This window comes from Brevundimonas sp. P7753, assembly GCF_013386595.1.
Classification (GTDB): domain Bacteria; phylum Pseudomonadota; class Alphaproteobacteria; order Caulobacterales; family Caulobacteraceae; genus Brevundimonas; species Brevundimonas bullata.
Window position 1 is genome coordinate 34,101 of record NZ_JACARP010000045.1, and the last position, 22,783, is coordinate 56,883.

Below are 22,783 nucleotides of genomic sequence, written 5' to 3' on the forward strand. Positions count from 1 at the left end.
GACACCCCTTGATATGGCGAAAGGCCCCGCCTGTGACAGCGGGGCCTCGGTGAATTCGCGATAAGGCGACGCTAGTGCTTCTCGGTCCAGCGCGCCTTGGCTTCGTCCTTGGTCAGGTTCAGGTGGACGTGCTCGTCGACATGATCGACCCAACTGACCGGGATCATGTGGTGCTTCAGGCCTGCGCCCATGTCGAACTTGGCCAGCTCGATCTGATCGCCCATGACATGGTCCACCCGGCCGACGTGCCCGCCGTCCGAACCCACGACTTCGAGATGTTCCTTGATCATCGAGGCGCTTACCATGGTTGTCTCCATTGCTGATTGCGGGAGAGGGTGAAACGAGGCACGCCGCTTTCGGGTTCATCACAAATGACCGTTCAGGGAGTTCACGATGTCGCTGACCATCCATCACGCCCCTCAGTCCCGCTCCACCCGCCTGCTCTGGCTGCTGGAGGAATTGGGCGCCGACTACGACATCCACTACGTCGAGATCGAGCGACAGGGCGGCCAAGCTCATGCAGACCCCAGCAACCCCCACCCGCTGAAACAGGCCCCCTCCGTCAGCGTCGACGGCCAGTTGCTGGTCGAGTCCGTGCTGATCTTCCTCTTCCTGACCGACCGCTTCCCCGAGGCGAAGCTGGCGCCCGGCCCCGATGATCCGCGCCGGGCCGAGTACCTGTCGTGGCTGGGTCTCTACAACAATGTGCTGGAAAGCGTCCTGACCTCGGGCCCGCCCGACAGCTGGAACGACCTGAGGAAGGCCGGCTACGCCGCACTGGACCAGCGCTGGCCCGCGGCCATCAAGGACGGCGGCTATATCCTGGGCGAGTTCTCGGCCCTCGACATCCTGTTCGGTAGCCTGCTGCAATGGTTCCGCGCCGCCATGTCGGCGGGCGAGCCCTATGATTCCTACACCCAGCGCATCGGCGGCCGCCCCGCCCTCAAGCGCGCCTGGGCCAAGGACAGCCCCGAGGGCCACGTCTGATGGGCGAGATCGTCAACCTGAACAAGGCGCGCAAAGCCCGCGACAAGGCCGAGGCCAAACGCACCGCTGACGCCAACCGCCTGACCTTCGGTCGCACCAAGGCCGAGCGCCAGACGACGCAAAAGGAACGCGACCGCGGCGCCGCTAGATTGGATGGTCACAGGCTGGACGACGCCAAAGACGACTAGGCGCCAGGACGACATCGGCGGTGTGCCAAGCATGGCGTCGATGCTTCATCGAAACCGATACAATTCGCTGCTGATCGCCGGTTCAGAACTTGCGCGAGCCAGTTCGACTATAGATCGAAACGGCCGCTCCAGCCGTCGAAAGCGACTTCGACATTGTCGGGAAGAGACGCTGACAGTGCATTGTAATCCAGATCAATATGAAGGTTCGTCAGCACCGCACGACCGACCCCGGCCCGCGCAATCCAATCCAGCGCCTTGTCGACATGGGCATGGGTGGGATGCGGCGTGTAGCGCAGGGCGTCGATGATCCACAGTTCAGCCCCTCGCACCGCCTCCAGCGCCGCCTCGTCCAGGTCGGACACATCGCTGGAATAGGCGACCGGCCCCAGCCGATAGCCGACCGAACGGATCGGCCCATGCGCCTGATCGAAGGTGACGACCGGAATCGCGCCGCCTGCGCCATCGACGCTCCAGGCTTGGCCATGCGGCGGAATGCGTTGCGCCTCCAAGATGGCCGGATAGCCATGATGGCTTTCGAAGATGTAGTCGAACCGGGTCGTCAGGGCGTGATGGGTGGCCGGGTCCATCCAGGCCTGGATGCGCCGCCGCGCATGGATGGCGAAGACGCGCAGATCGTCGATCCCATGGGTCTGATCGGCGTGGTCGTGGGTATAGAGAACCGCATCGACGTGACGAATTTCGGCCGCCAACGCCTGTTGCCGCAGATCGGGCGAGGTGTCGATCAGGACGCTGGTGGTCCCGGCCGGGCCGTGACGCCGCGCCAGCATGGAGCAACGAGTGCGCCGGTTTCTGGGCTCGCCCGGATCACAGTCGCCCCAGTCGCCGTCGCCGCGCGGCACGCCGCCGGACGAGCCGCAACCGAGGATGACGATCTCCAGTTCGCCCGCCTCGCTCATTCGGCAGGCCGGGGGATGCGGTCGAACAGGGCGAAGAAGGCGTCGGTCGTGCGCTGCTCGGCCTCCTGTGGCGTCCAGCCCCGAACTTCCGCGAGCTTTTGCAGCACCAGTCCGACATAGGCCGGTTCGTTGCGCCGTCCGCGATGCGGGATGGGCGCCAGATAGGGGCAGTCCGTCTCGACGATGATCCGATCCTCCGGCATCCGGCGAATGACCTCGCGCACGTCCTCCGCCGCCTTGAAAGTGGCGATGCCGGAAACGGAAAACCAGGCGCCGAGTTCCGCTGCGGTTTCAGCCAGTTCGACGCCGCTAGTATAGCAATGCATCAGCAGTTTGAACGGCCCCCTGGCGTGCTCCTCGCGCAGAATGGCCGCCATCACATCGTCGGCCTCACGCGTATGCACCACCAGGGGCAGGCCGGTCCGGCGCGCCGCGTCGATATGCTGACGGAAGACCGCCGCCTGCTCATCGCGCGGGCTGAGGTCGTAGTGGAAGTCCAGACCGCATTCGCCAATGCCGATGACGCGCGGGCGCTGGGCCAGAGCCACCAGTTCGTCGGCGGTCAGCTCGACATGGTCCTTGGCTTCATGCGGGTGGGCGCCGACTGTGCACCAGATGTCGTCGTGCGCCATGGCCAGGGCGTGGGTGGCCTCAAAGGTCGACAGCTTGTCCGAAATCTCGACCATCAGGCGCACCCCGGCCTGGCGAGCGCGGGCGATGACTTGGTCGCGATCCTCGTCGAACTGAGGGGCGTGCAGATTGACGTGACTGTCGATGATCATCTCAGGGCCTTGGTGCGGGCGATGTCGGCCAGGGCGCCGGCCAAGACGTCGGCGCGGTCCAGGTTGATGGCCGCCGTGCGGTCCGGCAACTCGGCCAGGCGGGTCCACAGCTCGGCCCAGCGTGCGCCCTGCCCCGCCGGCGCCTCCAGCGCGCGCACCTTGACCGCCGCGATCAGCCGATCCATCAGGGCCTCGAACCGCGCCTGGCCTTCAGCCCCCCGAAAACCGTCAGCGACAGCCAGCTGCTCGGTCCGATCGACACTGTCGCCCAGCACCCAGCTGCGCGCCAGGGCGTCGACTTCCTGCATGGCGCCCGACGACAGAGCCAAGGCCGCGCCCGGCGATCCACCGGCCATGTCAGCGGCCAGTCGCGCATCCTCAGGGTCGGCTCCGGTGCGATTGCGCACCAGGGTTTCCAGCTGATCCGGCGTCCAGATCGGGAAACTGAGACGACGGCAACGCGAGCGGATCGTCGCCAGCAGCCGCCCCGGTGGATGGGTCACCAGCAGCAGAACGCCACGCTCAGGCGGCTCTTCAAGAATTTTCAGCAAGGCATTGGCGGCATTGATGTTCAGGTCATCAGCAGCATCAATGATGGCGACCCGATACTGGGCCTGCGACGGGCTCTTGGCGAAGAAGCCCGGCAGATCGCGCGCCTGATCGACCGAGATCGTCTTCTTCTGCTTGCCGCCCTCGACCAGCCGCTCCATCACCAGCAGATCGGGATGGGACTGGGCGGAAACCAGCTGGCTGACCGGATCATAGGGCGCGGTCCCCAGCGGCCCGCGCGTCAGATCCGGCGCCGCGCCCAGCAGGCGGCGCGCGGCGCGATAGGCGAAGGTCGCCTTGCCGCTGCCCTCGACCCCGCACAGCAGCCAGGCATGATGCAGCCGGCCCCGATTCAGCGCGTCCAGAAAGGCCTCTTCGGCCGCGACGTCCGGGACCAGATCATACCGGTCGCGCGGGTGTTCGCTCACAGCAGCCGCTCGGCGACGGCGCTCCGCAGGCGTTCGGACACAGCCTCAAGCTCGCCCGTGGCGTCGATCACGACGCAGCGTTCCGGGTGACGGCGCGCCACGCCGAGGAAGCCCTCACGAAGCTTTTGATGGAAGGCCAGGCCCTTGGACTCGAACCGCGTCTCGAACAGGCCGCGACCAAAGGCGCGCTCCAGACCGACCTCGACCGGCAGGTCGAACACCAGGGTCAGGTCCGGCTGATCCTCCGCCACGATGGCGGCGTCCAGGGCCTCGATCAGGCTCTCCGGCGCGCCGCCGCCAGCGCCCTGATAGACGCGGCTGGAGTCGGCGAAACGATCACAGACGACCCACTTGCCCTCGTCCAGCGCCGGTCGAATGGTGCGCTCCAGATGGTCCGAGCGCGCGGCGTACATCAGCAGGGTCTCGGTGCGCGGCGACCAACGCTCGGCGTCTCCGGCCACCACGATGTTGCGGATGACCTCAGCCCCCGGTGAACCGCCGGGTTCGCGCGTTTGAATGACGTCGATTCCAAGCGAGCGAAGATGCTCGACCAGCAGGCGCGCCTGCGTGGTCTTGCCGGCTCCCTCGCCGCCTTCGAATGTGATGAACTTACCGCGCTGCACCCGCGCACAATGGCGAGCGCGGCGCGACAGGCAAGCCCTAACCGCCTGATATCAACAGCGCGTCGCCAAACCCGCGTGCGATGACCGCTTGGCGGGCCTGTTCCGCGGCGTTGGCGTCAGGCCAGGGACCGACGATCACCCTAAACAGGGGCCGTCCGTCGCTGCGAATGTCCTGAACTGAAGCCCGGTCGCCCAGTCGGTCAGCGATTCGCTTGGCCGCCCGGCGATCGGAAAAGGCGCCGGCCTGAACCCAATAGGCCGAGGTCTCCAAAGCTGCGGGCGCAGCCGCCTGACGCGGGGCTGTCGGTCGTGCGGCAGGGGCGACGTCCGCCCGTTGCATCGGCGTGCCGCCGCCCGTGCGCGGCGCCCGCCCGACATAACGCACCCGCACCTCGCCCACCCCTTGCGACAACAGGCCCAACTCCTCAGCCGCCGCACGCGACAGATCGATGATCCGGCTATCGACAAAGGGGCCGCGATCATTGACCCGCAGGATGACCCGACGCCCATTGGCGCGGTTGGTCACCTCGACCAGGCTGGGCAGAGGCAGGGTCTTATGCGCCGCCGTCAGGGCGTTCATGTCGAACCGCTCGCCGGTCGAGGTCGGGCGACCGTGGTGCTGTGATCCGTACCAGGACGCCTGTCCGACTTCGTCATAGCCGGGCTGTTCAGCCGGACGATACCAGCGGCCACGGATCTGATAGGGCCGCATCGTGCCCGACACGATGGGCGCGGGATCGGTCACAACCGGCGGACGCAGCGGAGCGTCTCGCCCCCCGCCGAAACTGGCGCAGGCTGCCAGGGTGGAAAAGACGGCGGCGACCGCCGCGCCCTTCAACAATTTCGCCATCATGGCCGCACGCACTCCGGTTCACTCGAAGTGATCATCGCCGAGGACGTTTCCGGTTTGGTTAACAAGGCGTTTGAGGCTATCGCCCGGTCGCGGCGACGCCTGTGCGCCCGCGCCCCTTTGAAGCGAGCACCTTGAAACCCTCCCTCTACCAGACCCGTTCGGGCGTCTTCGCCTTGGCGACCCTGTGCTGCATCCTGTGGGGCAGCGCCTATCCGGCCATCAAGAACGGCTATGCCCTGCTGCATATCGCCCCGAGCGACATCGCCAGCCAGATGCTGTTCGCCGGCTGGCGCTTCGCCTTGGCGGGCGCCATCCTGCTGATCGTGGCTGCGGCGATGAAGAAGCCCATCTTCGCGCTGAACGGACGTCAGATGCGCCAGGTCGCCCTGCTGGGCCTGACTCAGACCGCGATCCAGTACGTCTTCTTCTATGTCGGCCTGGCCCACGCCAGCGGCGTGAAGTCTTCGATCATGAACGCCACCGGCGTCTTCTTCAGCGTGGTCCTGGCCCACTTCGTCTATGCGAACGACCGGATCACCGCCCGCAAGGCCATGGGCTGTCTGATCGGTTTCCTTGGGGTCGTCGTGGTCAACCTGGGCGGCGGCGCCTTGGGCTTCGACTTCCGTCTTCTGGGAGAAGGTTTCGTCATCATCGCCGCCTTTGTCCTGGCGGCGGCCTCGATCTACGGCAAGCACCTGTCGGCCGCCATGGACCCCATGGTCATGACGGGTTGGCAACTGTTCATTGGCGGCCTGATCCTGACCGGCATCGGCATGGCCGGCGGCGGTCATCTGGAGGCGCTTGGCCTCCACTCCGGCGCCCTGCTGCTCTATATGGCGCTGCTGTCCTCGGTCGCCTTCGCCGTGTGGAGCCTGCTGCTGAAACACAATCCGGTCGGCTTGATCGCGGCTTTCAACTTCCTGATCCCGGTCTTCGGGGTGGCGCTCTCGGCTATCTTCCTGGGCGAATCCCTGTTGCGTTGGAGCTATCTGGCGGCGCTGGTTCTGGTCTGCGCCGGCATCTGGCTGGTGACCCGGCCGTCCGCACCCGCGAAGGCCTGACCCGCTCCGCGCCTCGCCTGCGCTTTATGCTTGGGCGAGCGCGAACTTGACGCTATGCACGCCTCCGCGCGCTGTCTCGACTCGCGCCGCCGGTCGCCAGAACCAGACCGGCTCGATGTGGAAGTGTGGCCGAGTGGTTTAAGGCACTGGTCTTGAAAACCAGCGACGGTGAGAGCCGTCCGTGGGTTCGAATCCCACCGCTTCCGCCAACCGTCTTGTTTTCTAACGGACTTTCCCCGCTCGAATCTGCTCCCTCCAAACCTGCGAGCGGCGGAGGCGGCATTCCACTGCAGCGCCAAGGTGAACGCGAGTTCACTGGGCATCCTCTTCCCGCCTCTCTACACGAGGATCGATAAAACTGAGTTTTTCCGGAGGGGCGCGTGTCGAGAGTTCATTGGTGTTTGTTAGCGATGCTTCTGGGCAGTCTGGCCGCCCTTGCAGGCGCCGCCGCCGCCGAGGAGCCAGCGCCTCCGCCTTTTCAGGCGCGGCTCGCTCAAGTGACTGCACCTCTGGACGTCAGCCCTGCCGGGTTCTCTGGTGCGGGCGCGGCCACACTTACGGACGCCGTCGCCGCCAGCCGTTATGTCTTGATCGGCGAGAGCCATCTGACCCGCGAAATCCCCGCATTCACGACCCAGATTTGCCGTCTGATGGCGCCTTCCGGGCTGACCGCCATGGCCATCGAGACTGGTCCCGAAGCCGCCCGCGTGGTTGATTCCGTTATGAGATCGGCGGACCGCGAAGCACGGATCGCAGCCTTCATGCGCCGTCACCCCGACGGGATCGCTTTCTTCAACGCGCGCGACGAAGTTCAGATGGCGGGCGATTGCGCCGCCGTCGCTGGACCGGATTTCGCCTTGTGGGGGCTCGACCAGGAATTCCTCGGTTCCAGCGGCCATCTGCTTCAGGAGATGCTCGCCGCCCGCCCCGGACCCAGAGCGCACGCCGCCCTGAGCGAACTGGCCGCTCAGGATCAGGCGGCGACCGCCGCAGCGCTCGCTTCAGGTTCACCCGGTGACTTGTTCCTGTTCTCGGTCACGCAGGAGGCGCTCGATCAGGCCGCCGCCGCCGTCTCACAGGACGGAGGGGAACGCGTCCAGCATCTGTTCGGCCTGCTGACGGAGACCCGCGCCATCTATCAGGCGTCGCAGACCAGGCAGGGAGATCCGAACGGGCGCCGGGCGCGGCTGATGAAGCGCACCCTCGCCGCTCATCTCGCAGACAATCCTGGCGCACGCGTCCTGATGAAGTTCGGCGCATGGCACTTCTACAAGTCGCTCAATCCGCTCGATCAACGTGACCTCGGCGCCTTTGTGGCGGAACGCGCCGACGGCGAGGGCGTCGCGGCCCTGCATATCATCGTGCTCGGAGCCAAAGGCACAGAAGCCGGCTATGATGGCGTCGGACGGCCAGCAGTCGTTCGCGGATTCGATATGATGGATGACGAAGGCCCGGACTGGCGCAAGGATGTCACCCTCGCGCGGTCCGCTGACGTCTCGCCAGACTCCTGGATGCTGGTGGATCTCCGGAAGCTGAGAACCGACGGTCTGGCCTCGGCGCCGGCGGAGTGGCGTCAGCTGGCGCTGGGCTATGATATCGCCATTCTGGCTCCGACACTCACCGCCTCCAGCCTGCTGGGCGCAGAAAAGGCGGCGACGCCTTGATCTGATGTCATAAGGATCAGTCTGGCGCCCAATGCCGATATTGGTTCGCGCCAGACGATCCAGGTCGAGCCGACTTGGGCTAGTGCGCCCTGATCGAAATCGGAGCGCCGCCGCCTCGTCTGGATTGGATCGACATTCGGGCTAGAGTGAAATCATGCGGACCTTGGCTCCAGAATGAGAAACGCCGAGATCACCCGTCAGGTCCTCCTGCGCGCGGCGCTGAAGCTCTTCGCCGAGGAGGGTTTCGAAACGGTCGGCGTGCGCGACATCGGCTTGCGGGCCAAGGTCGATCCGTCGCTGGTCAATCGCTACTACGGCGGCAAGGATGAGCTCTTCATCGAGGTGGTGAAGGCCTGCGAGGCCGATTGGCGCCGCCTGTGGGGCGAAAAGACGGACTTTGCGGCCCGCGTCGCAAGGGAGGTGCTTCAGGGCGGGAACGACGGAAAGGTGCTCCAGGGCCTCCTCATCCTGCTGAGAGTGACCGGCTCGGAGCGCGCACGACACCTCGTCGACAAAACGCTGGGCTCCAGCATGTTCGGCCAAGTCGAGAGCTGGCTTGATGGCCCGGACGCTGATGTGCGAGCCCGCCTGCTGATCGCGCTGATTGGCGGCATGGCGTTCGCCCGCGACCTGAGCGGCGACTTTCCATTGAAGGAGGCCAGAGCCGCCGCTCTGGCGCAGGCATTCGAGGCCTCCATCGAACAGCTTCTGACGTCTTCGCCCAAGCCTATATCGCAATCAATCGCGCCGCCGCTGAACCGCGCCGTCACATCCTGAGACTGACAAGCGCGGCCCTTGACCTGACCAGACCTCGCGCGCCACCACAGGGCGCTCGGGAGCCTGATATGCAGAATCGATACGGAAAACTCGCCTCATGGGTCTATGACCTGGACAAGCCCGTCGGCCATTCGTTCGGAGATCAGGAATTCTATCGGGCGCGGCTGTCGCAGTGCGACAGCGGACCCGTGCTGGAGCCCGCAGTCGGCAACGGACGCCTGTTCATCCCCCTGATCGAGGCGGGGTTTGAGATGGAAGGCTTCGACGCCTCGGTTGAAATGCTGGGCTATTGCCGGGAAGAGTGCCGCAAGCGGGGTCTTTCCGCCCCGCTGACGCAGCAGTCGTTTGAAAGCTATGTCTCCAAGACCCGCTTTTCCGCGATCATCATCCCGGCCGGCTCGTTTCAATTGATCACCAGCACGGCGTCGGCCACCGCCGTGCTCAGGCGATTTCACGATCACCTGGCCCCAGGCGGCCGACTGATCCTCGACCTCGACCCCATCGGCGGTTTTCTGGACAGCCCCGAGTCCGTCCGCTCATGGACCACGGATGAAGGCGACCTGTTGACCCTCACCGCCCGCCGGGTGGAAACGGACTACATCGCCCAGACCACCCTGTCCCACCTTCGCTATGAACACTGGCGGGACGGTGTCCTGGCGGCGACGGAGTTGGACCTGTTCAAGCTGCGCTGGTGGGGCGTCCATGAGTTCGAACTGGCCTTGAGGGCCGCAGGCTTCACGGACGTGTCGGCCTGCGGCGGGTATCAACACGGTCGAGCCCCGGATCGGGACGACCAGATCATCAGTTTCGAAGCCCGGCGTCCGGCCTAGACCGACGCCGTCGGAGACGTCATGTCGCGCATTGTCTTTATTCTGTTCAGCCTCGCCGCCCTTCTGGGCGGGCTCAATGCACTGGTGCTGATCTACGACCTTGTGGCGCTGACCTCGACCTATCTGGTGACGGCCATCGTGGCGGCTCTGTTCGCACTGACGGCGGCGCTTGTAGGGGGCGTCGGCCTGGAGCTCTCACGAGCGCTGGCGGCCTCGACGGCCTCGCCCCTGCCGCTTCAACGCTCCCTGCGCCGCCTTGCGGGGCTGCTCTCGACAGCCGGACTGATGACGGCGGCGGTCTATGCGCTCACCCTGGTCGGGATGATCAGTCGTCAGGCGACGGGAACGCCCGTGTTCGGCTAAACCGCCGCCCTAAAGCGACACGTCGCCGCTTCAGGATTTCCGCGATTTCAAATCCGGGCGGTTCGCGCGGATGTTGTCGAGAGGCACCCACCCTGTCTCGCCGTCGGGAATGCGAACGGCCCATAGCCAGCCGTTCAACTGACGCTGTCCACGCAGTTCCTCGCCTTCCAGGACAGTGAGTTCCCGGTTGGTGAAATCCTCCAGCATCGTGGCCGAGCCGTCTGCATGGCGATCAAGGATTTGCCCCGGCACGTAGCCCGGTTCCTGTCCCGGAGCCGAACAGAGATACCAGTCGGGCCAGCCTTCGGGACCGTCGTAAAGCGCGCCAACCCAAACCTGGTCCCCCTTCTTCAGGGCCAGCGGCGCGGGGAATTCGCTGACATGCGGCTGAATGACGATGTAGCTCTGATCGTGCGTCACGTTTTCCTCTCGCTGAATTTCGGCGACCTCAGGACAGAGCGGCCAGTTGCGCCAGATGGGCCTCAAACCCCACATCCGCGCCTGCGGCGTTGATCGTGTCGAAATAGTCATGCCAGCCGGTGGCGGCGATTCCTGCAAGCAAGGCGTCCAAGGCCGCCTCATCCGGGAAACGCCAGAGGGCGAAGAAGGCATGGGAAGCGGCATGGATCTTCCCTGCATCGCGCGCGCCGATGGCCAGGACTTCGACGCCCATCGCGGCCAAAGCCTCCATTCCTCCGCCGACCAAAGCGAAGAAGGCGGCGCGCTGGCTCGCATCAAGCGCCAGCCAGGCAGGTTTGGGCGAGTAGAGTTCAGCCAGATACAGCGACATCAGCCAGGGTCCTCGACGTTGGAATTTGAAAGGCGCTCAGTTCGACGTCCAGCGTCTGTGCGCAGCCAGATCTTGTGAAGAAGCCGGGCGAGGCTCTCGCGTTCGCCTGGGTCGATGTCGCCGAACAGGGCGTCGATCCATGCGGCGTGTTCAACGAAAACCGCCCTGGCCGCAGCCTCGCCGCGCGGCGTGAGCCACACCTGCAGGCTGCGACGGTCTTGGGGATCAGGGGCTCGGCGGACCAGACCGTCCCGCTCCAGTCCATCGAGCAGTCCGGTGACGGTGGCGCGGCTCACCCCGAGTTGCTCGGCGAGCACATGGGGCGCAGCCGCCTCGCCTCGCCCCTCAAGGATGCAGATGAGCACGAAACGCGCTTCCGATAGCCCGTGAACCCCAAGGCGAGTCGCGCAATCCTGATCAATGGCCGCAGCCAGGGACAGAACCTCGAAGCAGGCGTTCAAGCCGCCCGTTGGCACGTCTTGCTGCCGAGCTTTCGCGAGAACGGCGTGGTGTTTGGCCTGAAGAAACATAATAAGGCGGCTTATTATAAGCCTACAGACTAGAGTCAACTCCCCCAGCGTCGTCACCGCTCGTGGAGCAAGCGAACACCTCCCTGCCCCGCACCGCCAGGACGGCTCAGAAGCCTTGCTGCGAAGACTCTGCGGCGGCCTTCGCCAGCGCGCGTTTGATGGGTCGTTGCAGCCCAAACAGGATCACGGCGCTGACGCCCGCTACGACGGCGTGCGCCATCCAGAAGCGATCCGCAGCCATGGTCTCGAACCGCGTCCCGGCCCAGCCCACCAGATTGTTCGCCACAAAGAGGTGGAGGTAGAATATCCCTACGATCGTCGCCCCGACGGCTTTCGGCGCCATGCGGACATAGAGCGCCAGAGCCACAGGCACGAGGTGCGCAAAGCCGATGCTGTTGATGATGTGGAAGGCGACCGCCCACCACAGGCTGATCTTGGCGCCGTTCGTCGATTGCGCCGCCCCCGCCGCCAGCACCACGAAGGCCAACACCGTGACGCCGGCGCCGATGACCAGCTTGGTGATCTCATCCGGCTCGGGGAAGCGGCGCGACCAGAGGCGCCAGAACAGGACCGAAAGCGCGAGCATCACCACCGAGGCGGCCGCATCAAAGGTGATGAGCCAGCTGGTCGGCATGGTGTGGCCAAGCAGCGAGAAATCGAAGCTGTTCTGCGCCCAGATCATATAGGCGTTGAAGATCTGCTGATTGCCGAGAAGCGCCAGCGCCAGCACGGGCAGCATGGCCAACAGCAGGCCCAGGACGCGCCAATCGGTCTTCGACAACCGATGGCGGGCTTCATGCTTTTTGCCGGCGACGGGCGGATCGACGGGGAGGAAACGCGCGCCGGCCAGATAGACGCCAAGCCCAACCGCCATACCGATGCCCGCCGCCCCGAAGCCGTAGTGCCAGCCGTAGACCTCGCCCAACGTGCCGCAGACAAGCGGCGAGGCGATGACGCCCGCGCTGATGCCCAGATAGAAGATCTGAAAGGCGTCGGCGCGCGCATTGTCCTCAGGAGCGTACAGGCTGCCGACCTGGACCGCGATATTGCCCTTGAAGCAGCCCGTCCCGATCGCAAGGCAGGCCAGCGCCCACAGGAAGGATACGTCGAACGCCATCAGGAAGTGGCCGAGCGTCATCAGCGTGGCGCCGAGCAGGATCGTCCGAGTCCGCCCCAGCCAGCGATCCGCGATCACCCCCCCCAGAACCGGCGTCAGGTAGACCAGACCCGTGTAGATGCCGAAAATCGCCGATGCGAGGGCCTGGATCGACAGCGGGCCGTAAACGCCTTCCACCACGGCGCGGAATTGTGCGAACCCGGCGACGCTCTCGATATGCCCCGGCTGAAGCAGTTGCCCGACCATGTAGAGGACCAGAAGGGTCTGCATGCCGTAGTAGGAAAACCGCTCCCAGGCTTCGGCGAACGCCAGATACCAGAGGCCGACCGGATGGCCGAACAGGCGTCGTCCCGACGGGCAGCCAGCGACGGGCGCGGTCGCCGATATCGCAGCCGCGCTGACGGGCGTGTGCGCGCCCGCCTGCTCGGTCATAACCTGCCCCCGGCGCGGCAAGCCGGCTTCGCGGCGGACATCCCTGTCAGGACTGACTGATGCTTCATTATCCCCTCCAGAATAACTCAGACTGAGCGGACGCGGCGACGCCGCCCCATCGGCGCCACGCGTCAAGCATTGAAGCTCTTCACAAGGACATAGTATACGTTATCTGATCTAGCAACGCCGTCGGAGGGAACGTCATTGGTCAAGGGGAACGCGTTAGGGCTAGGGGCGCACCGCATCCCCGTCATGGACATGCACACAGCGGGCGAGCCGGTGCGCATCTTCGACGCCGCCGGGCTAGGGGTCCAAGGCGCGACAATCCTTCAGAAGCGCCGCGACATGGGCGACCGCTTCGATCACCTGCGCCGCGCCATGATGCTGGAGCCGCGCGGCCACGCCGACATGTACGGGGCGATCCTGACGCCGCCCGGCGACCCCGCCTACGACGCTGCGGTCCTGTTCACCCACAACTCAGGCTATTCGACGATGTGCGGCCACGCCACAGTCGCCCTTGGTCGCTTTCTCTATGACCAGGCGCGTGTTCAGGGCCGAACGCAGACCCGCTTCACGCTAGAATGCCCCTGCGGTCCGGTCGCCATCGAGATCACCCCGGATACCGATCCCGCAGCCGCGCCCGTTGTGCGGTTCGAGAGCGTCGAATCCTTTGCTCTCACGCTTGACGACGGCATCGATCTGCAAGGCTTTGGGCAGGTCCAGTTCGATGTCGGCTATGGCGGCGCCTTCTACGCCATCCTGCCGAGCTACAGGCTCGGCCTCGACTTCCATCAGACGCCCCTCATCCAGTTGGTCGAAGCCGCCGGAAAACTGGTCGCTGAACTGCGCGCGACGCGGAGTTTCCGCCACCCCGAGGAACCGGACCTCTCCTTCCTCTACGGCGCCATCCTGACTGACAGTGATCGCCTGGCGCCAGGCCGACTGACGCATAACCTCTGCTGGTTCGGCGAGGCCCAGATTGATCGCAGCCCCACCGGCAGCGGCGTTTCCGCCCGCCTCGCCGTCGCCCATGCGCGTGGCCAGATCGCGCCCGGCGACAGCATCCCCTTCGCCGGCGCTTCAGGGCAGACTTTCGAGGGCGCTGTCGCCCGACCGACCGAGCACGGCATCACCGCCGCCGTCTCGGGCCGCGCCTATTACATGGCGCGCTCAGAGCTGATCCTCGAGGCGCAGGACCCCTTCATCCACGGCTTCACCCTACCGGCCCGCTTCGGCGATTTCCTGCCGGCCTGACCGCCCGCGCGCATTGAAACCCAAGGATACGTGATGGACAGATTGCAGATCGCCGCCGGCTGGACCCCCGCGCGGCTCGCCAGCCTCCGCGCCGAGATGGCCCAGAGCGGCCTCGACGGCTTCATCATCCCTCGCTGGGACGCGCATCAGTCCGAGTATGTGGTGGTCGCCGACGAACGGTTGGCCTGGGCCACCGGCTTCTCGGGAACCTGGGGGCTGGCCGTCGTCACGCGGGATCGCGCGGCGGTCTTCGTCGATGGCCGCTATACGGTGCAAGCCGCCGCCGAGGTCTCGACCGCGCATTTCGAGCTGCAGCACCTCTACGACGAGCCGGTCGAGCGTTGGCTGGCCGGCGCCGCCGCGCGCGGCGCTGTGTTCGGCTATGACCCGCTGATCCTCAACCCAGCCCTCTACGCCCAGATCGAACCGACGATGATCGAGCAGGGCGCATCCTTGCGCGCGGTTTCGCCGAACCCGATCGACCGCGCGTGGGTTGATCGGCCCGACACCCCCGTCAAGCCGGCCTTCCCCTTCCCAGTCGCATTCTCGGGCGAGACCTCGCTGTCGAAGCGCCAGCGCCTGGCCGAGCGTCTGCGCGCGGCGCGCATTGATCTGCTGGTCGAGACCCAGACCGACAATATCGCCTGGCTGCTCAACTGGCGCGGGGACGAGGTCCCCGACAACCCTGTCGTCCAAGCCTTTATGCTGGTCGACGCCACCGGCGCGATCGACCTGTTTGTCGACGCCCGCAAGCTGGGCGACGCGGTCGCTGAGTTCGAGCTGGACGGCGTGACCCTGCACGCGCCCTCAGCCTTCCTTCAGCGTCTGAGCGAACGCCTGAAACGTGGCGAACGGGTCTCGATGGACCCCAGATTCTCGCCGGTCGGCGCCGCAACAACGGCGCGCGAGGCCAGCGCGACCGTCCTCATCGAACCCGACCCCCTGACCGCGCTCAAGGCGGTCAAGAATCCGGTCGAACTGGCCGGACTGCGTGCGGCGTCAAAACGCGACAGCATCGCCTGGGTCCGTTTCCTGGCCTGGCTGGACGCCAAGATCGCCGCGACGCCGATTTCGGAAATGGACGCCGAGGAGGAAATCCTGCGCTATCGCGGCGAACTGGAGCATTTCGTCAGCCCCAGCTTCCGCACCATCGCCGGCGCCGACGCCAATGGCGCCATGTGCCATTACAACGCCCCCGCCGACGGCGGCGCGATGATCCGGCGTGACAGCCTGTTCCTGATCGATTCCGGCGGACAGTATCTGGACGGCACCACCGACACGACGCGCACCGTCTGTTTCGACGAACCGCCCGCCATCTGGAAAAAACACTACACCCTGGTGCTCAAGGGCCATATCCGCCTGGCGACCCTGCGTTTTCCAGACGGCACGCGCGGCTATCAGATCGACGCTTTCGCCCGCGAGGCCCTTTGGGCGCACGGTCTCGACTATGACCACGGCACAGGCCACGGCGTCGGCCACTTCCTGTCGGTGCATGAACACCCCCAGCGGATCGGCAAGGACCCGGTCATGGCGCCCATCACGGCGGGCATGACCCTGACCAACGAGCCGGGCTACTACGAGGCCGGGCGCTACGGCATCCGCATTGAGAATCTCTGCGAGGTGGTCGAGGACGGCGCCGGGTTCATCCGGCTGCGCGACATGACCCTGGTTCCGCTGGATCGTCGCCTGATCGACGCAGATCTGCTGACCGAGCAAGAGCGCGCCTGGGTCGATGGCTATCATGCCCGCGTGCGGTCAGAGTTGGCCGACCTGATCTCCGATCCGCTCGCAAACGACTGGCTGATCGCCAATACGGCGCCGCTCTAGCGACAGGAAAACCGTTCGATCCGCAGGGCGTCCAGCCAGACTGGGGCCGGTCGTCCCAGCGCCATCTGCTCCAGAATCTCGGCCGACGAGGCCGCCAGCGTCAGCCCCAGATGCTGATGGCCAAAAGCATAGTGGATCGCCGGATGCGCCTGGAGCCGTCCAATCGCCGGCAGATAGTCGGCCAGCGTCGGTCGCGGCCCACACCAGCGGTCGGGCGTGTCGGCGAAAACGACGCCGAGGGCCTTCAGGTGCGCCTCAATGTGACGCCACTTGCGCGGGTCCGGCGCCGCCGACGGATCGCCGAACTCAACGTGGCTGGAGGCGCGCAGACCGCCGTCGAAGCGGGCGACGGCCAGGGCACGGTCTTCGAACACCGTCAGGGGCAGGTCTTCAGGCCAGTCATGAACAGCGGACTGCACCGAATAGCCCCGCTCTCCGATCAGCGGAACGCGCACGCCCAGCGGCGCCATCAGGTGCGCGGACCAGGCCCCAGCGGCGACCACCACCTTATCCGCGTCCACGACCGCTCCGTCCGCCAGCACCACCTCAGCGGCCTCGGCTACGGGCCGCACAGCCGTCACGTCGCCATGCACCACGCGCCCGCCGAGTCGCTGAAAGCCTCTCAAAAGGGCGTCTCGCACCCGTTGAGGTTCGCTGACCTGGCCGGTGCCGCTGAAGCGGATTCCGCCGGCGGGGCGCACGGCCAGCACGCCGTCGTAAGCGGCTAGGTCGTCCGCATCCATCGGTCGGAAGGTCGCGCTTCCGGTGCGAGCCGCGCGCCACGCCTGAAGACCCCGCCGGGCCGCCTCCGGCGTCGACCAGACGACGGCATGGCCGGTCGGGCGGATCAGACCCTCGGGAGCCTCAGCCAGGGCGGTCAGCCGCCCCCAGGCCCCTAGCGGATCTTGCAGCAGGCGCGCCAGCATGTCCGCCCCATGCACCGCAGAGGCGGGCCTTGAAGCGGCCAGGAAACGCAAGGCCCAGGGTCCCCACAGGCCGACATCGCGCGCTCGGAAGTCCAGCGGCCCGCCGAAGGCGAACAGCCGCCCGACGGCGCTCTGCAACGTGGCGGGCGACGGCATGGGCTCGCACTGTTCGGCGGCGATGTGACCGATGTTGCCGAAGGAGGCGCCGCGCCTGGGATCGCCCCGGTCAATCAGCACCACCTGAAACCCCGCCGCCTGTAGTCGAAGGGCGATCGCCGCCCCGACCAGACCGCCTCCAACCACCGCCCAGGATTGAGACGTCGTCACGCCGAGGCGGCCTCGCCAAAGGGGTCGTCCAGGCTGTGCGACGGCTGGGTGAACCAGACGGGCCCTGCCTCGCCCATGTAGAAATGGTCTTCCAGACGAACGCCGAACTGGCCCGGGATGACCAGCATGGGCTCGTTGGAGAAGCACATGCCGGGCTCAAGCGGCGTCGTGTCGCCGCGCACCAGATTGGGCGCCTCGTGGATATCCAGGCCGATGCCGTGGCCGGTGCGGTGCGGCAGTCCCGGAAGCTGGTAGTCAGGGCCGTAGCCGAGCCCGGTCAGATAGTCGCGCGCGCCAGCGTCCACGCGCTCGCACGGCGCGCCCAGTTGCGCCGCCTCGAAGGCTCGCGCCTGAGCCTGCTTCTCGTGCTCCCAGACCCTGCGGAACGCGTCCGTCGGCGTGCCGAAGACGTAGGTGCGGGTGATGTCGGAGTGGTAGCCGTCCACCAGGGTGCCGGTGTCGATCAGGACCACGTCATCGAGTTTCAGCGCCCGGTCGCCCTCGCCGCCGTGCGGCAGGCAGGTGTCGTCGCCGAACGAGACCAGGCAGAACCAGGAGCCGCCCTCCCCGCCCAGCTTGCGGTGCTCGGCGTCGATGAAGCGCTTGACCTCGGAGGTCAGGACGCCCGCCTTCAACCAGTGACGCGTACGACGCTGCACTTCGAGCGTGATGGCCTTGGCGCGCGTCAACAGGGCGATCTCGGCCAAGGACTTGCGGCTGCGCATCGCTGTGATCAGCGGGCCGCCGTCGACCACGCGTTCCGCGCCCAGGGCCTTGCTCAGGCCCAGCCAGATAAAGGCCGCCGCCTGATCGTCAACCGCCAGCTTGCCGCCCGACGGCACACGGGTCGCCGCCAGCGCATAGGGGCTTTCCTCCTCCTCCCAGGTCAGAAGCTCGCCCGCGAGCGCGTTCGACGCCGAGGTCAGCCCCCCGATCTTGTCCAGCTCGAACCGGGGGCAGACGTACTCCAGCCGTCCGTCAGCGTGGATCAGGGCGCCGGTCAGGCGCTCGGACGGATACCAGTCCAGGCCGGTGAAGTAGCGCAGCGAGGCCGTCGGACCGAGCAGCAGGGCGGACAGCCCCTCTGCTCTCAGTCGCGCGGCCATCGTCTGAATGCGGCAACGCCGCTCATCGGCGGTGATGGGGGCGGCGGAGGGTGCGAAGAAGGTCATGGGCTCAACGTATATCGTATTCGATTTACAGCCACACTTCTTTCACGACTTGGGGCATCCAGCAAGAGCTGGGCTGGCCTTCGCAAAAGCTGAACACCGTGCCGGTTTGCAGCGTCGCCTCTAGGCGCGCTGGCGGCTTCGCAGCGTGGTTTTCCGCTTCGAGGAATCGGCGCTCAGGCCGAACTCGTCGCGCAGGTCTCGCAGGGTGTGCTCCAGGTGCGCGGCCACCATGCGACGCACGACCTTGGCGTCACGGTCTAGCCAGGCCGCCAGGATCTCCTGGTGCTCGGTCGCCGCCGTCAGGTGGCGATCATTGTGCTCAAGATGCTTGCGCACATAGCGGTCGGCCATGACATGCAGACGCGCCGTGATGTCAGTGGTCAGCAGGCGTCCGCCGGGCCGGATAAGGGCCATGTGAAAGGCGCGGTTCAACGGTCCTACGCTGGGCAGATGGGCGGCGGCGGCGGCGTCGAGTTCAGCCAGGCTGCGCTGGGCTGCGGCCCGCTGGTCGTCATCAGCCGCCAGACAGGCCTCGGCCGCGGCGTCCGGCTCCAGCTTCAGGCGCAGTTCATAGATTTCTTCAGCTTCGGTTGCGCTCATGCTGCGCACGAAGAAGCCGCGGTTGGCGTGCGACACCACCAGGCCGTCCTGCTCCAGACGGACCAGAGCCTCGCGCAACGGGATCTTGGAGACGTTCAGGTCAGCGGCAAGAGCATCCTGACGGATCGGCACATCCGGCTCTATGACCCCAGTCAAGATCATGTCCCTCACCACCTCCATCAGGCGGTCGGACAGGGTTCGAACTTCAAATGGGGATGCGGCCATGCAGGTCATCGAGTCGAATGATTGGGCCGAACGCCCACGCCAAGCCATAGCTTGCGATGACCGCAATTACGATGTGGAATACGTTAAACAACTTGGAAACCCTCCCAAAACCTGTCGCGGCGGTCCACCCAGAGGGTGTTGAACCCCGTAGCCACGGCCGAGCCTTCGATGGAAGGCACGATCGCCTTGTAGGCGCCCACCGTCGTTTCGGCCTCGACCCGGCCGATGAAGCGGCTGCAGATGTAGCTTTGATGGACGAAGGCGTCGCCGACCTTGAGCCGCCCCTTGGCGTGCAGGTGAGCAAGCCGGGCCGAGGTGCCGGTGCCGCAGGGGCTGCGGTCGATAGCCTTGTCGCCATAGAAGACGGCGTTGCGGCCGTCGGCCCCCTCGCCTTTCGGCGCGTCTGCCCACAGGACATGGCTGACGCCGTTGATCGACGGCTCGTCAGGGTGGACCGGATGGAAGACCTCGCGCACACGCTCACGCACCAGACTGCTCAGTTCGATGATACGGCCGGCGCCCAGGTCATCCAGCCCGGTGTAAGGGCCCTGCGGCTCGACGATGGCGTAGTAGTTGCCGCCGTAGGACACATCGACGCGCAAGGGGCCGAAGCCCGGCACCTCGATCTCTATGCCTTCCGCCGCCAGATAACTGGGGACATTGCGGATGCGCACCGAGGTGACGCGGTCGCCCTTGGTTTCATAGGCGATGTCCAGAACCCCGGCCGGGACCTCGATCTTCAGCCGTCCCGGCGTACGCGGCCGGATCAAGCCATGCTCCAGGCCGAAGGTGATCATGCCGATGGTCCCGTGCCCGCACATGGGCAGGCAGCCGCTGGTCTCGATGAAGAGGATGCCCGCATCGGCGTCGGGCAAGGTCGGCGGGTACAGGAATCCGCCGCTCATCATGTCGTGTCCACGCGGTTCAAAGCACAGCGACGTCCGTATCCAGTCGTAGCGGTCGAGGAAATCGAGCCGCCGCTCGGCCATACTCGTCCCTGACAGCAGGGGCGCGCCGCCGGCGACCAGGCGAACCGGGTTGCCGGCGGTATGACCGTCAATGCAGAAGAAGACGTCGCGCATCAAAACACCCGATCAGACGATCTTGAGGGCCTGGCCCGACCCGACAGGCCGCGTCGCCGCCGCCTTTTCGACCATGGCGATGACTTCAGCCCGGCGTGCGCCCGTCAAGGGCATGCGCGGCATACGGACCCGTTCGGTCCCCCGGCCCATGATCGCCTCGGACAGCTTGATCGACTGGACCAGGTCCGACACGGCGTCGAGGTGCAGCAGAGGCATGAACCAGCGATAGATCTCGACCGCGCGGGACAGATCGCCGTCCTTCACCGCCCTGACCAAGGCCACCGATTCCTCGGGGAAGGCGTTGGTCAGGCCAGAAACCCAGCCAGTGGCGCCCAGCAAAAGGCCTTCCAGCGCCACGTCGTCCAGACCGACCATGACGGCGTAACGGTCGCCCAGTTCGTTGAAGATGTCGGTGATACGCCGCGAATCCGGCGCGCTTTCCTTCAACGCCACGATATTGCGCACGTCTGCCAAGCGCATCAGGTCGGCGTTGGTCAGCGCGATCCGGTACATGGTCGGGTTGTTGTAGAGCATATTGGGCAGGCCGCTGGCCGCCGCCACGGCGCGGAAGTGAGCCTCCAACTCCTCGGCCGAAGGCATATAGACCATGGCCGGCAGCACCATGAGGGCGTCCACCCCGATATCCTCGGCGTCCTTGGCGTAGCGCTCCGCGCGCGCGGTGGTCAGTTCGCTGACGCCGGTGATGATCGGCACGCGGCCATCGGCCACCTCGACCGCCGCCTTCAGAACGGCGCGCTTTTCCTCGGGCTCCAGCGAATTGTTTTCGCCGACAGTGCCTATGACGATGATGGCGTCCACGCCGTCCTTGATCAGGCCGTCCAGCACCTTCTGGGTGGCGTCCAGATCAACCGCCAGCCCCTCGTCGAATTGGGTGGTGGCCGCGGGGATCACCCCCGTCCAGTCCAGCTTCGCCTTGGCCATAAGCCGTTCCTCCTAGAGCAGATTATTATCGTATACGATATTCAAATAATAGCGAAGTCAAGCGAATAGGCGTCTAGCTTGCGCTGTAGCTGGTCTTTGTCTGGGTGAAGAAATCGGCGGCGGCGAAGCCCTGCTCGCGCGCGCCGTAGCTGGACTTCTTCGTGCCGCCGAAGGGTACGTGATAGTCGACCCCGGCGGTGGCCAGGTTGACCATGGTCATGCCGGCCTTGGCCCGACGCTGGAAGTCACGGGCGTGCTTGAGCGACTGGGTTACGATGCCTGCCGACAGCCCGAACTCCCCGCCGTTGGCGACCTCCAGAGCCGCTTCGTAGTCCTTGACGCGGATGGTCGAGGCGACCGGACCGAAAACTTCCTCGGTGTTGATACGCATCGCCGGATCGGTGTCGGCGATCAAGGTGGGTTGGACGTACCAGCCGGGCGTGTCGCGGGTCAGGCGCTCTCCACCGGCGACCAACTGACCGCCCTCGAAGGCGGCGAGCTCCATGTAGCGATAGGAGGTCTCGCGCTGATCCTCGCTGACCGCCGGTCCGACCTGGGTCTGGGGATCGAGGGCGTGACCGACCCGCAGCGCCTTCACTTTTTCCGCCAGAGCCGCGACTAAGCGGTCGTGGATGCCCTCCTGCACGATCAAACGGCTCGACGCCGTGCAGCGCTGCCCCGTGGCGAAGAAGCTGCCGTCCAGGGCGATGGCCACCGCCCGTTCCAGATCAGCGTCGTCCAGCACGATCAGCGGGTTCTTGCCGCCCATCTCCAGTTGCACGCGGGCTTGACGCGCCACGGCCCCGGCGGCGACGCCCGCGCCCACGCCCTGCGAGCCCGTGAAACTGACGCCCGCCACATCCTTGTGATCGACAATGGCCTGACCCACGCGCCCGCCGCCGATGACCAGGTTCAGCACGCCCTTGGGCAGACCGGCTTCATGCAGGATGGCGACCAGGGCCTCGGCGGTGGCCGGGGTATAGCTGGCCGGCTTCATCACCACCGTATTGCCGAAGGCCAGAGCGGGCGCCGCCTTCCACGCCGGAATGGCGATAGGGAAGTTCCACGGTGTGATCAGCCCATAGACGCCGACCGGCTGGCGATAGGTCTGGACCTCGACGCCGGGCCGGGTCGAGGCCAGGTTCTGACCGTGCAGACGCAGGGCTTCCCCGGCGAAATACTTCAGGATACGCGCGGCGCGGGCCGTCTCGCCGACGCCCTCGACCAGGGTCTTGCCCTCTTCGCGCGACAACAGGCGACCGACAACTTCACGCCGCTCCATCAGCAGGGTCCCGGCGCGGTCCAGCACGTCGGAGCGCACCTCGGGCGAGGCGTTGGCCCAGCCGTCGAAGGCGGCCGAGGCCGCAGCCACGGCTTCATCCACCTCGGCCGCGCCGCCACTGGGCGCCAGGGCCACGACCTCGCGCGTGTCGGAGGGGTTCAGGCTCTCGACCTGGCCCCCGCCGGCATCGCGCCGCTCGCCGTTGATCCAGTGCGACAGTTCAATGGGAGCGGTCATGTGCTGTTCTCTGAATGG

The 22,783-nt window shown here is 66.1% G+C and carries 25 protein-coding genes and 1 tRNA gene; 10 read left to right on the forward strand and 16 right to left on the reverse strand.

Annotated features, from left to right (window positions below; all coding sequences use genetic code 11):
- Positions 1 to 71 precede the first annotated feature (71 nt).
- The gene (locus HX774_RS10050; RefSeq protein ID WP_114817012.1) at positions 72 to 305 is read right to left on the reverse strand and encodes a DUF2171 domain-containing protein; all 234 of its coding nucleotides are present in this window, start codon (positions 303 to 305) and stop codon (positions 72 to 74) included.
- A gap of 88 nt (positions 306 to 393) precedes the next feature.
- Here HX774_RS10050 and HX774_RS10055 point away from each other — a divergent pair, with 88 nt between their 5' ends.
- Both HX774_RS10055 and HX774_RS10060 read left to right on the forward strand, forming a co-directional pair.
- Positions 394 to 987: a glutathione S-transferase family protein gene (locus HX774_RS10055; protein WP_178826484.1), complete on the forward strand. Its 594-nt coding sequence runs from the start codon at positions 394 to 396 to the stop codon at positions 985 to 987.
- On the forward strand, positions 987 to 1,175 hold the full coding sequence (locus HX774_RS10060; protein WP_178826486.1) for a DUF4169 family protein: 189 nt from the start codon (positions 987 to 989) through the stop codon (positions 1,173 to 1,175). Before HX774_RS10055 ends, HX774_RS10060 begins: the two co-directional genes overlap by 1 nt.
- Positions 1,176 to 1,282: 107 nt before the next feature.
- Here the strand turns inward: HX774_RS10060 and HX774_RS10065 are convergent, their stop codons facing one another.
- Genes HX774_RS10065 through HX774_RS10085 form a run of 5 tightly spaced genes read right to left on the reverse strand, consistent with a single transcriptional unit; the run spans position 1,283 to position 5,327 of the window.
- Positions 1,283 to 2,092 carry an MBL fold metallo-hydrolase gene (locus HX774_RS10065; RefSeq protein ID WP_178826488.1) on the reverse strand — a complete coding sequence of 270 codons (810 nt, stop codon included), beginning with the start codon at positions 2,090 to 2,092 and terminating at the stop codon, positions 1,283 to 1,285.
- On the reverse strand, positions 2,089 to 2,874 hold the full coding sequence (locus HX774_RS10070) for a TatD family hydrolase (RefSeq protein ID WP_178826490.1): 786 nt from the start codon (positions 2,872 to 2,874) through the stop codon (positions 2,089 to 2,091). Before HX774_RS10070 ends, HX774_RS10065 begins: the two co-directional genes overlap by 4 nt.
- A complete protein-coding gene (locus tag HX774_RS10075) occupies positions 2,871 to 3,851 on the reverse strand; it encodes a DNA polymerase III subunit delta' (protein ID WP_178826493.1) in 981 nt (326 codons plus the stop codon). The genes HX774_RS10070 and HX774_RS10075 overlap by 4 nt, the downstream gene beginning before the upstream one ends.
- Positions 3,848 to 4,474 carry a dTMP kinase gene (tmk, locus tag HX774_RS10080; protein ID WP_178826495.1) on the reverse strand — a complete coding sequence of 209 codons (627 nt, stop codon included), beginning with the start codon at positions 4,472 to 4,474 and terminating at the stop codon, positions 3,848 to 3,850. The genes HX774_RS10075 and tmk overlap by 4 nt, the downstream gene beginning before the upstream one ends.
- Before the next feature lie 37 nt (positions 4,475 to 4,511).
- Entirely contained in the window at positions 4,512 to 5,327 is an 816-nt protein-coding gene (locus tag HX774_RS10085) for a septal ring lytic transglycosylase RlpA family protein (RefSeq protein WP_178826497.1), read from the reverse strand.
- 131 nt (positions 5,328 to 5,458) lie between these two features.
- Here HX774_RS10085 and HX774_RS10090 point away from each other — a divergent pair, with 131 nt between their 5' ends.
- The 6 genes from HX774_RS10090 to HX774_RS10115 all read left to right on the forward strand — a co-directional run bounded on the left by HX774_RS10090 (position 5,459) and on the right by HX774_RS10115 (position 10,022).
- A complete protein-coding gene (locus HX774_RS10090) occupies positions 5,459 to 6,388 on the forward strand; it encodes a DMT family transporter (protein ID WP_178826499.1) in 930 nt (309 codons plus the stop codon).
- A 119-nt stretch (positions 6,389 to 6,507) separates the two neighbouring features.
- A tRNA-Ser gene (locus HX774_RS10095) sits at positions 6,508 to 6,597 on the forward strand.
- A 201-nt stretch (positions 6,598 to 6,798) separates the two neighbouring features.
- The gene (locus HX774_RS10100) at positions 6,799 to 8,052 is read left to right on the forward strand and encodes a hypothetical protein (RefSeq protein WP_218650365.1); all 1,254 of its coding nucleotides are present in this window, start codon (positions 6,799 to 6,801) and stop codon (positions 8,050 to 8,052) included.
- 174 nt (positions 8,053 to 8,226) lie between these two features.
- On the forward strand, positions 8,227 to 8,829 hold the full coding sequence (locus HX774_RS10105; protein WP_178826503.1) for a TetR/AcrR family transcriptional regulator: 603 nt from the start codon (positions 8,227 to 8,229) through the stop codon (positions 8,827 to 8,829).
- Positions 8,830 to 8,897: 68 nt separating this feature from the next.
- Positions 8,898 to 9,659: a class I SAM-dependent methyltransferase gene (locus tag HX774_RS10110; protein WP_178826505.1), complete on the forward strand. Its 762-nt coding sequence runs from the start codon at positions 8,898 to 8,900 to the stop codon at positions 9,657 to 9,659.
- Between the two features lie 21 nt (positions 9,660 to 9,680).
- Entirely contained in the window at positions 9,681 to 10,022 is a 342-nt protein-coding gene (locus HX774_RS10115; protein WP_178826507.1) for a hypothetical protein, read from the forward strand.
- A 30-nt stretch (positions 10,023 to 10,052) separates the two neighbouring features.
- Here the strand turns inward: HX774_RS10115 and HX774_RS10120 are convergent, their stop codons facing one another.
- The 4 genes from HX774_RS10120 to HX774_RS10135 all read right to left on the reverse strand — a co-directional run bounded on the left by HX774_RS10120 (position 10,053) and on the right by HX774_RS10135 (position 12,891).
- A complete protein-coding gene (locus HX774_RS10120) occupies positions 10,053 to 10,442 on the reverse strand; it encodes an SH3 domain-containing protein (RefSeq protein ID WP_178826509.1) in 390 nt (129 codons plus the stop codon).
- Positions 10,443 to 10,470: 28 nt separating this feature from the next.
- Positions 10,471 to 10,812 (reverse strand): DUF6616 family protein, encoded by a 342-nt coding sequence (locus tag HX774_RS10125; RefSeq protein WP_178826511.1) that lies wholly within the window; start codon positions 10,810 to 10,812, stop codon positions 10,471 to 10,473.
- Positions 10,812 to 11,342, reverse strand: coding sequence for a MarR family winged helix-turn-helix transcriptional regulator (locus HX774_RS10130; protein WP_178826513.1), 531 nt, complete (start codon positions 11,340 to 11,342; stop codon positions 10,812 to 10,814). Before HX774_RS10130 ends, HX774_RS10125 begins: the two co-directional genes overlap by 1 nt.
- A gap of 106 nt (positions 11,343 to 11,448) precedes the next feature.
- Positions 11,449 to 12,891: a peptide MFS transporter gene (locus tag HX774_RS10135; RefSeq protein ID WP_178826514.1), complete on the reverse strand. Its 1,443-nt coding sequence runs from the start codon at positions 12,889 to 12,891 to the stop codon at positions 11,449 to 11,451.
- Positions 12,892 to 13,143: 252 nt separating this feature from the next.
- On the opposite strand from HX774_RS10135, the gene HX774_RS10140 reads away from it, so the two are divergent.
- Positions 13,144 to 14,145 carry a proline racemase family protein gene (locus HX774_RS10140; protein WP_178826516.1) on the forward strand — a complete coding sequence of 334 codons (1,002 nt, stop codon included), beginning with the start codon at positions 13,144 to 13,146 and terminating at the stop codon, positions 14,143 to 14,145.
- Between the two features lie 33 nt (positions 14,146 to 14,178).
- Positions 14,179 to 15,972 (forward strand): aminopeptidase P family protein, encoded by a 1,794-nt coding sequence (locus HX774_RS10145; RefSeq protein WP_178826518.1) that lies wholly within the window; start codon positions 14,179 to 14,181, stop codon positions 15,970 to 15,972.
- Here HX774_RS10145 and HX774_RS10150 read toward each other — a convergent pair.
- From HX774_RS10150 to HX774_RS10175, 6 genes are all read right to left on the reverse strand, one after another.
- Positions 15,969 to 17,225, reverse strand: coding sequence for an FAD-binding oxidoreductase (locus HX774_RS10150; RefSeq protein WP_178826520.1), 1,257 nt, complete (start codon positions 17,223 to 17,225; stop codon positions 15,969 to 15,971). The two genes, HX774_RS10145 and HX774_RS10150, sit on opposite strands and share 4 nt — an antisense overlap.
- Entirely contained in the window at positions 17,222 to 18,397 is a 1,176-nt protein-coding gene (locus HX774_RS10155; RefSeq protein ID WP_178826522.1) for a Xaa-Pro peptidase family protein, read from the reverse strand. The genes HX774_RS10150 and HX774_RS10155 overlap by 4 nt, the downstream gene beginning before the upstream one ends.
- Before the next feature lie 120 nt (positions 18,398 to 18,517).
- A complete protein-coding gene (locus HX774_RS10160; RefSeq protein WP_178826523.1) occupies positions 18,518 to 19,270 on the reverse strand; it encodes a GntR family transcriptional regulator in 753 nt (250 codons plus the stop codon).
- A gap of 35 nt (positions 19,271 to 19,305) precedes the next feature.
- Positions 19,306 to 20,304, reverse strand: a complete 999-nt coding sequence (locus HX774_RS10165) for a 4-hydroxyproline epimerase (RefSeq protein ID WP_178826525.1) — start codon at positions 20,302 to 20,304, stop codon at positions 19,306 to 19,308.
- A 12-nt stretch (positions 20,305 to 20,316) separates the two neighbouring features.
- Complete coding sequence (locus HX774_RS10170; protein WP_178826526.1) at positions 20,317 to 21,246, reverse strand: dihydrodipicolinate synthase family protein; 930 nt, start codon at positions 21,244 to 21,246, stop codon at positions 20,317 to 20,319.
- Between the two features lie 73 nt (positions 21,247 to 21,319).
- A complete protein-coding gene (locus HX774_RS10175) occupies positions 21,320 to 22,765 on the reverse strand; it encodes an aldehyde dehydrogenase family protein (protein WP_178826527.1) in 1,446 nt (481 codons plus the stop codon).
- Positions 22,766 to 22,783: the final 18 nt, after the last annotated feature.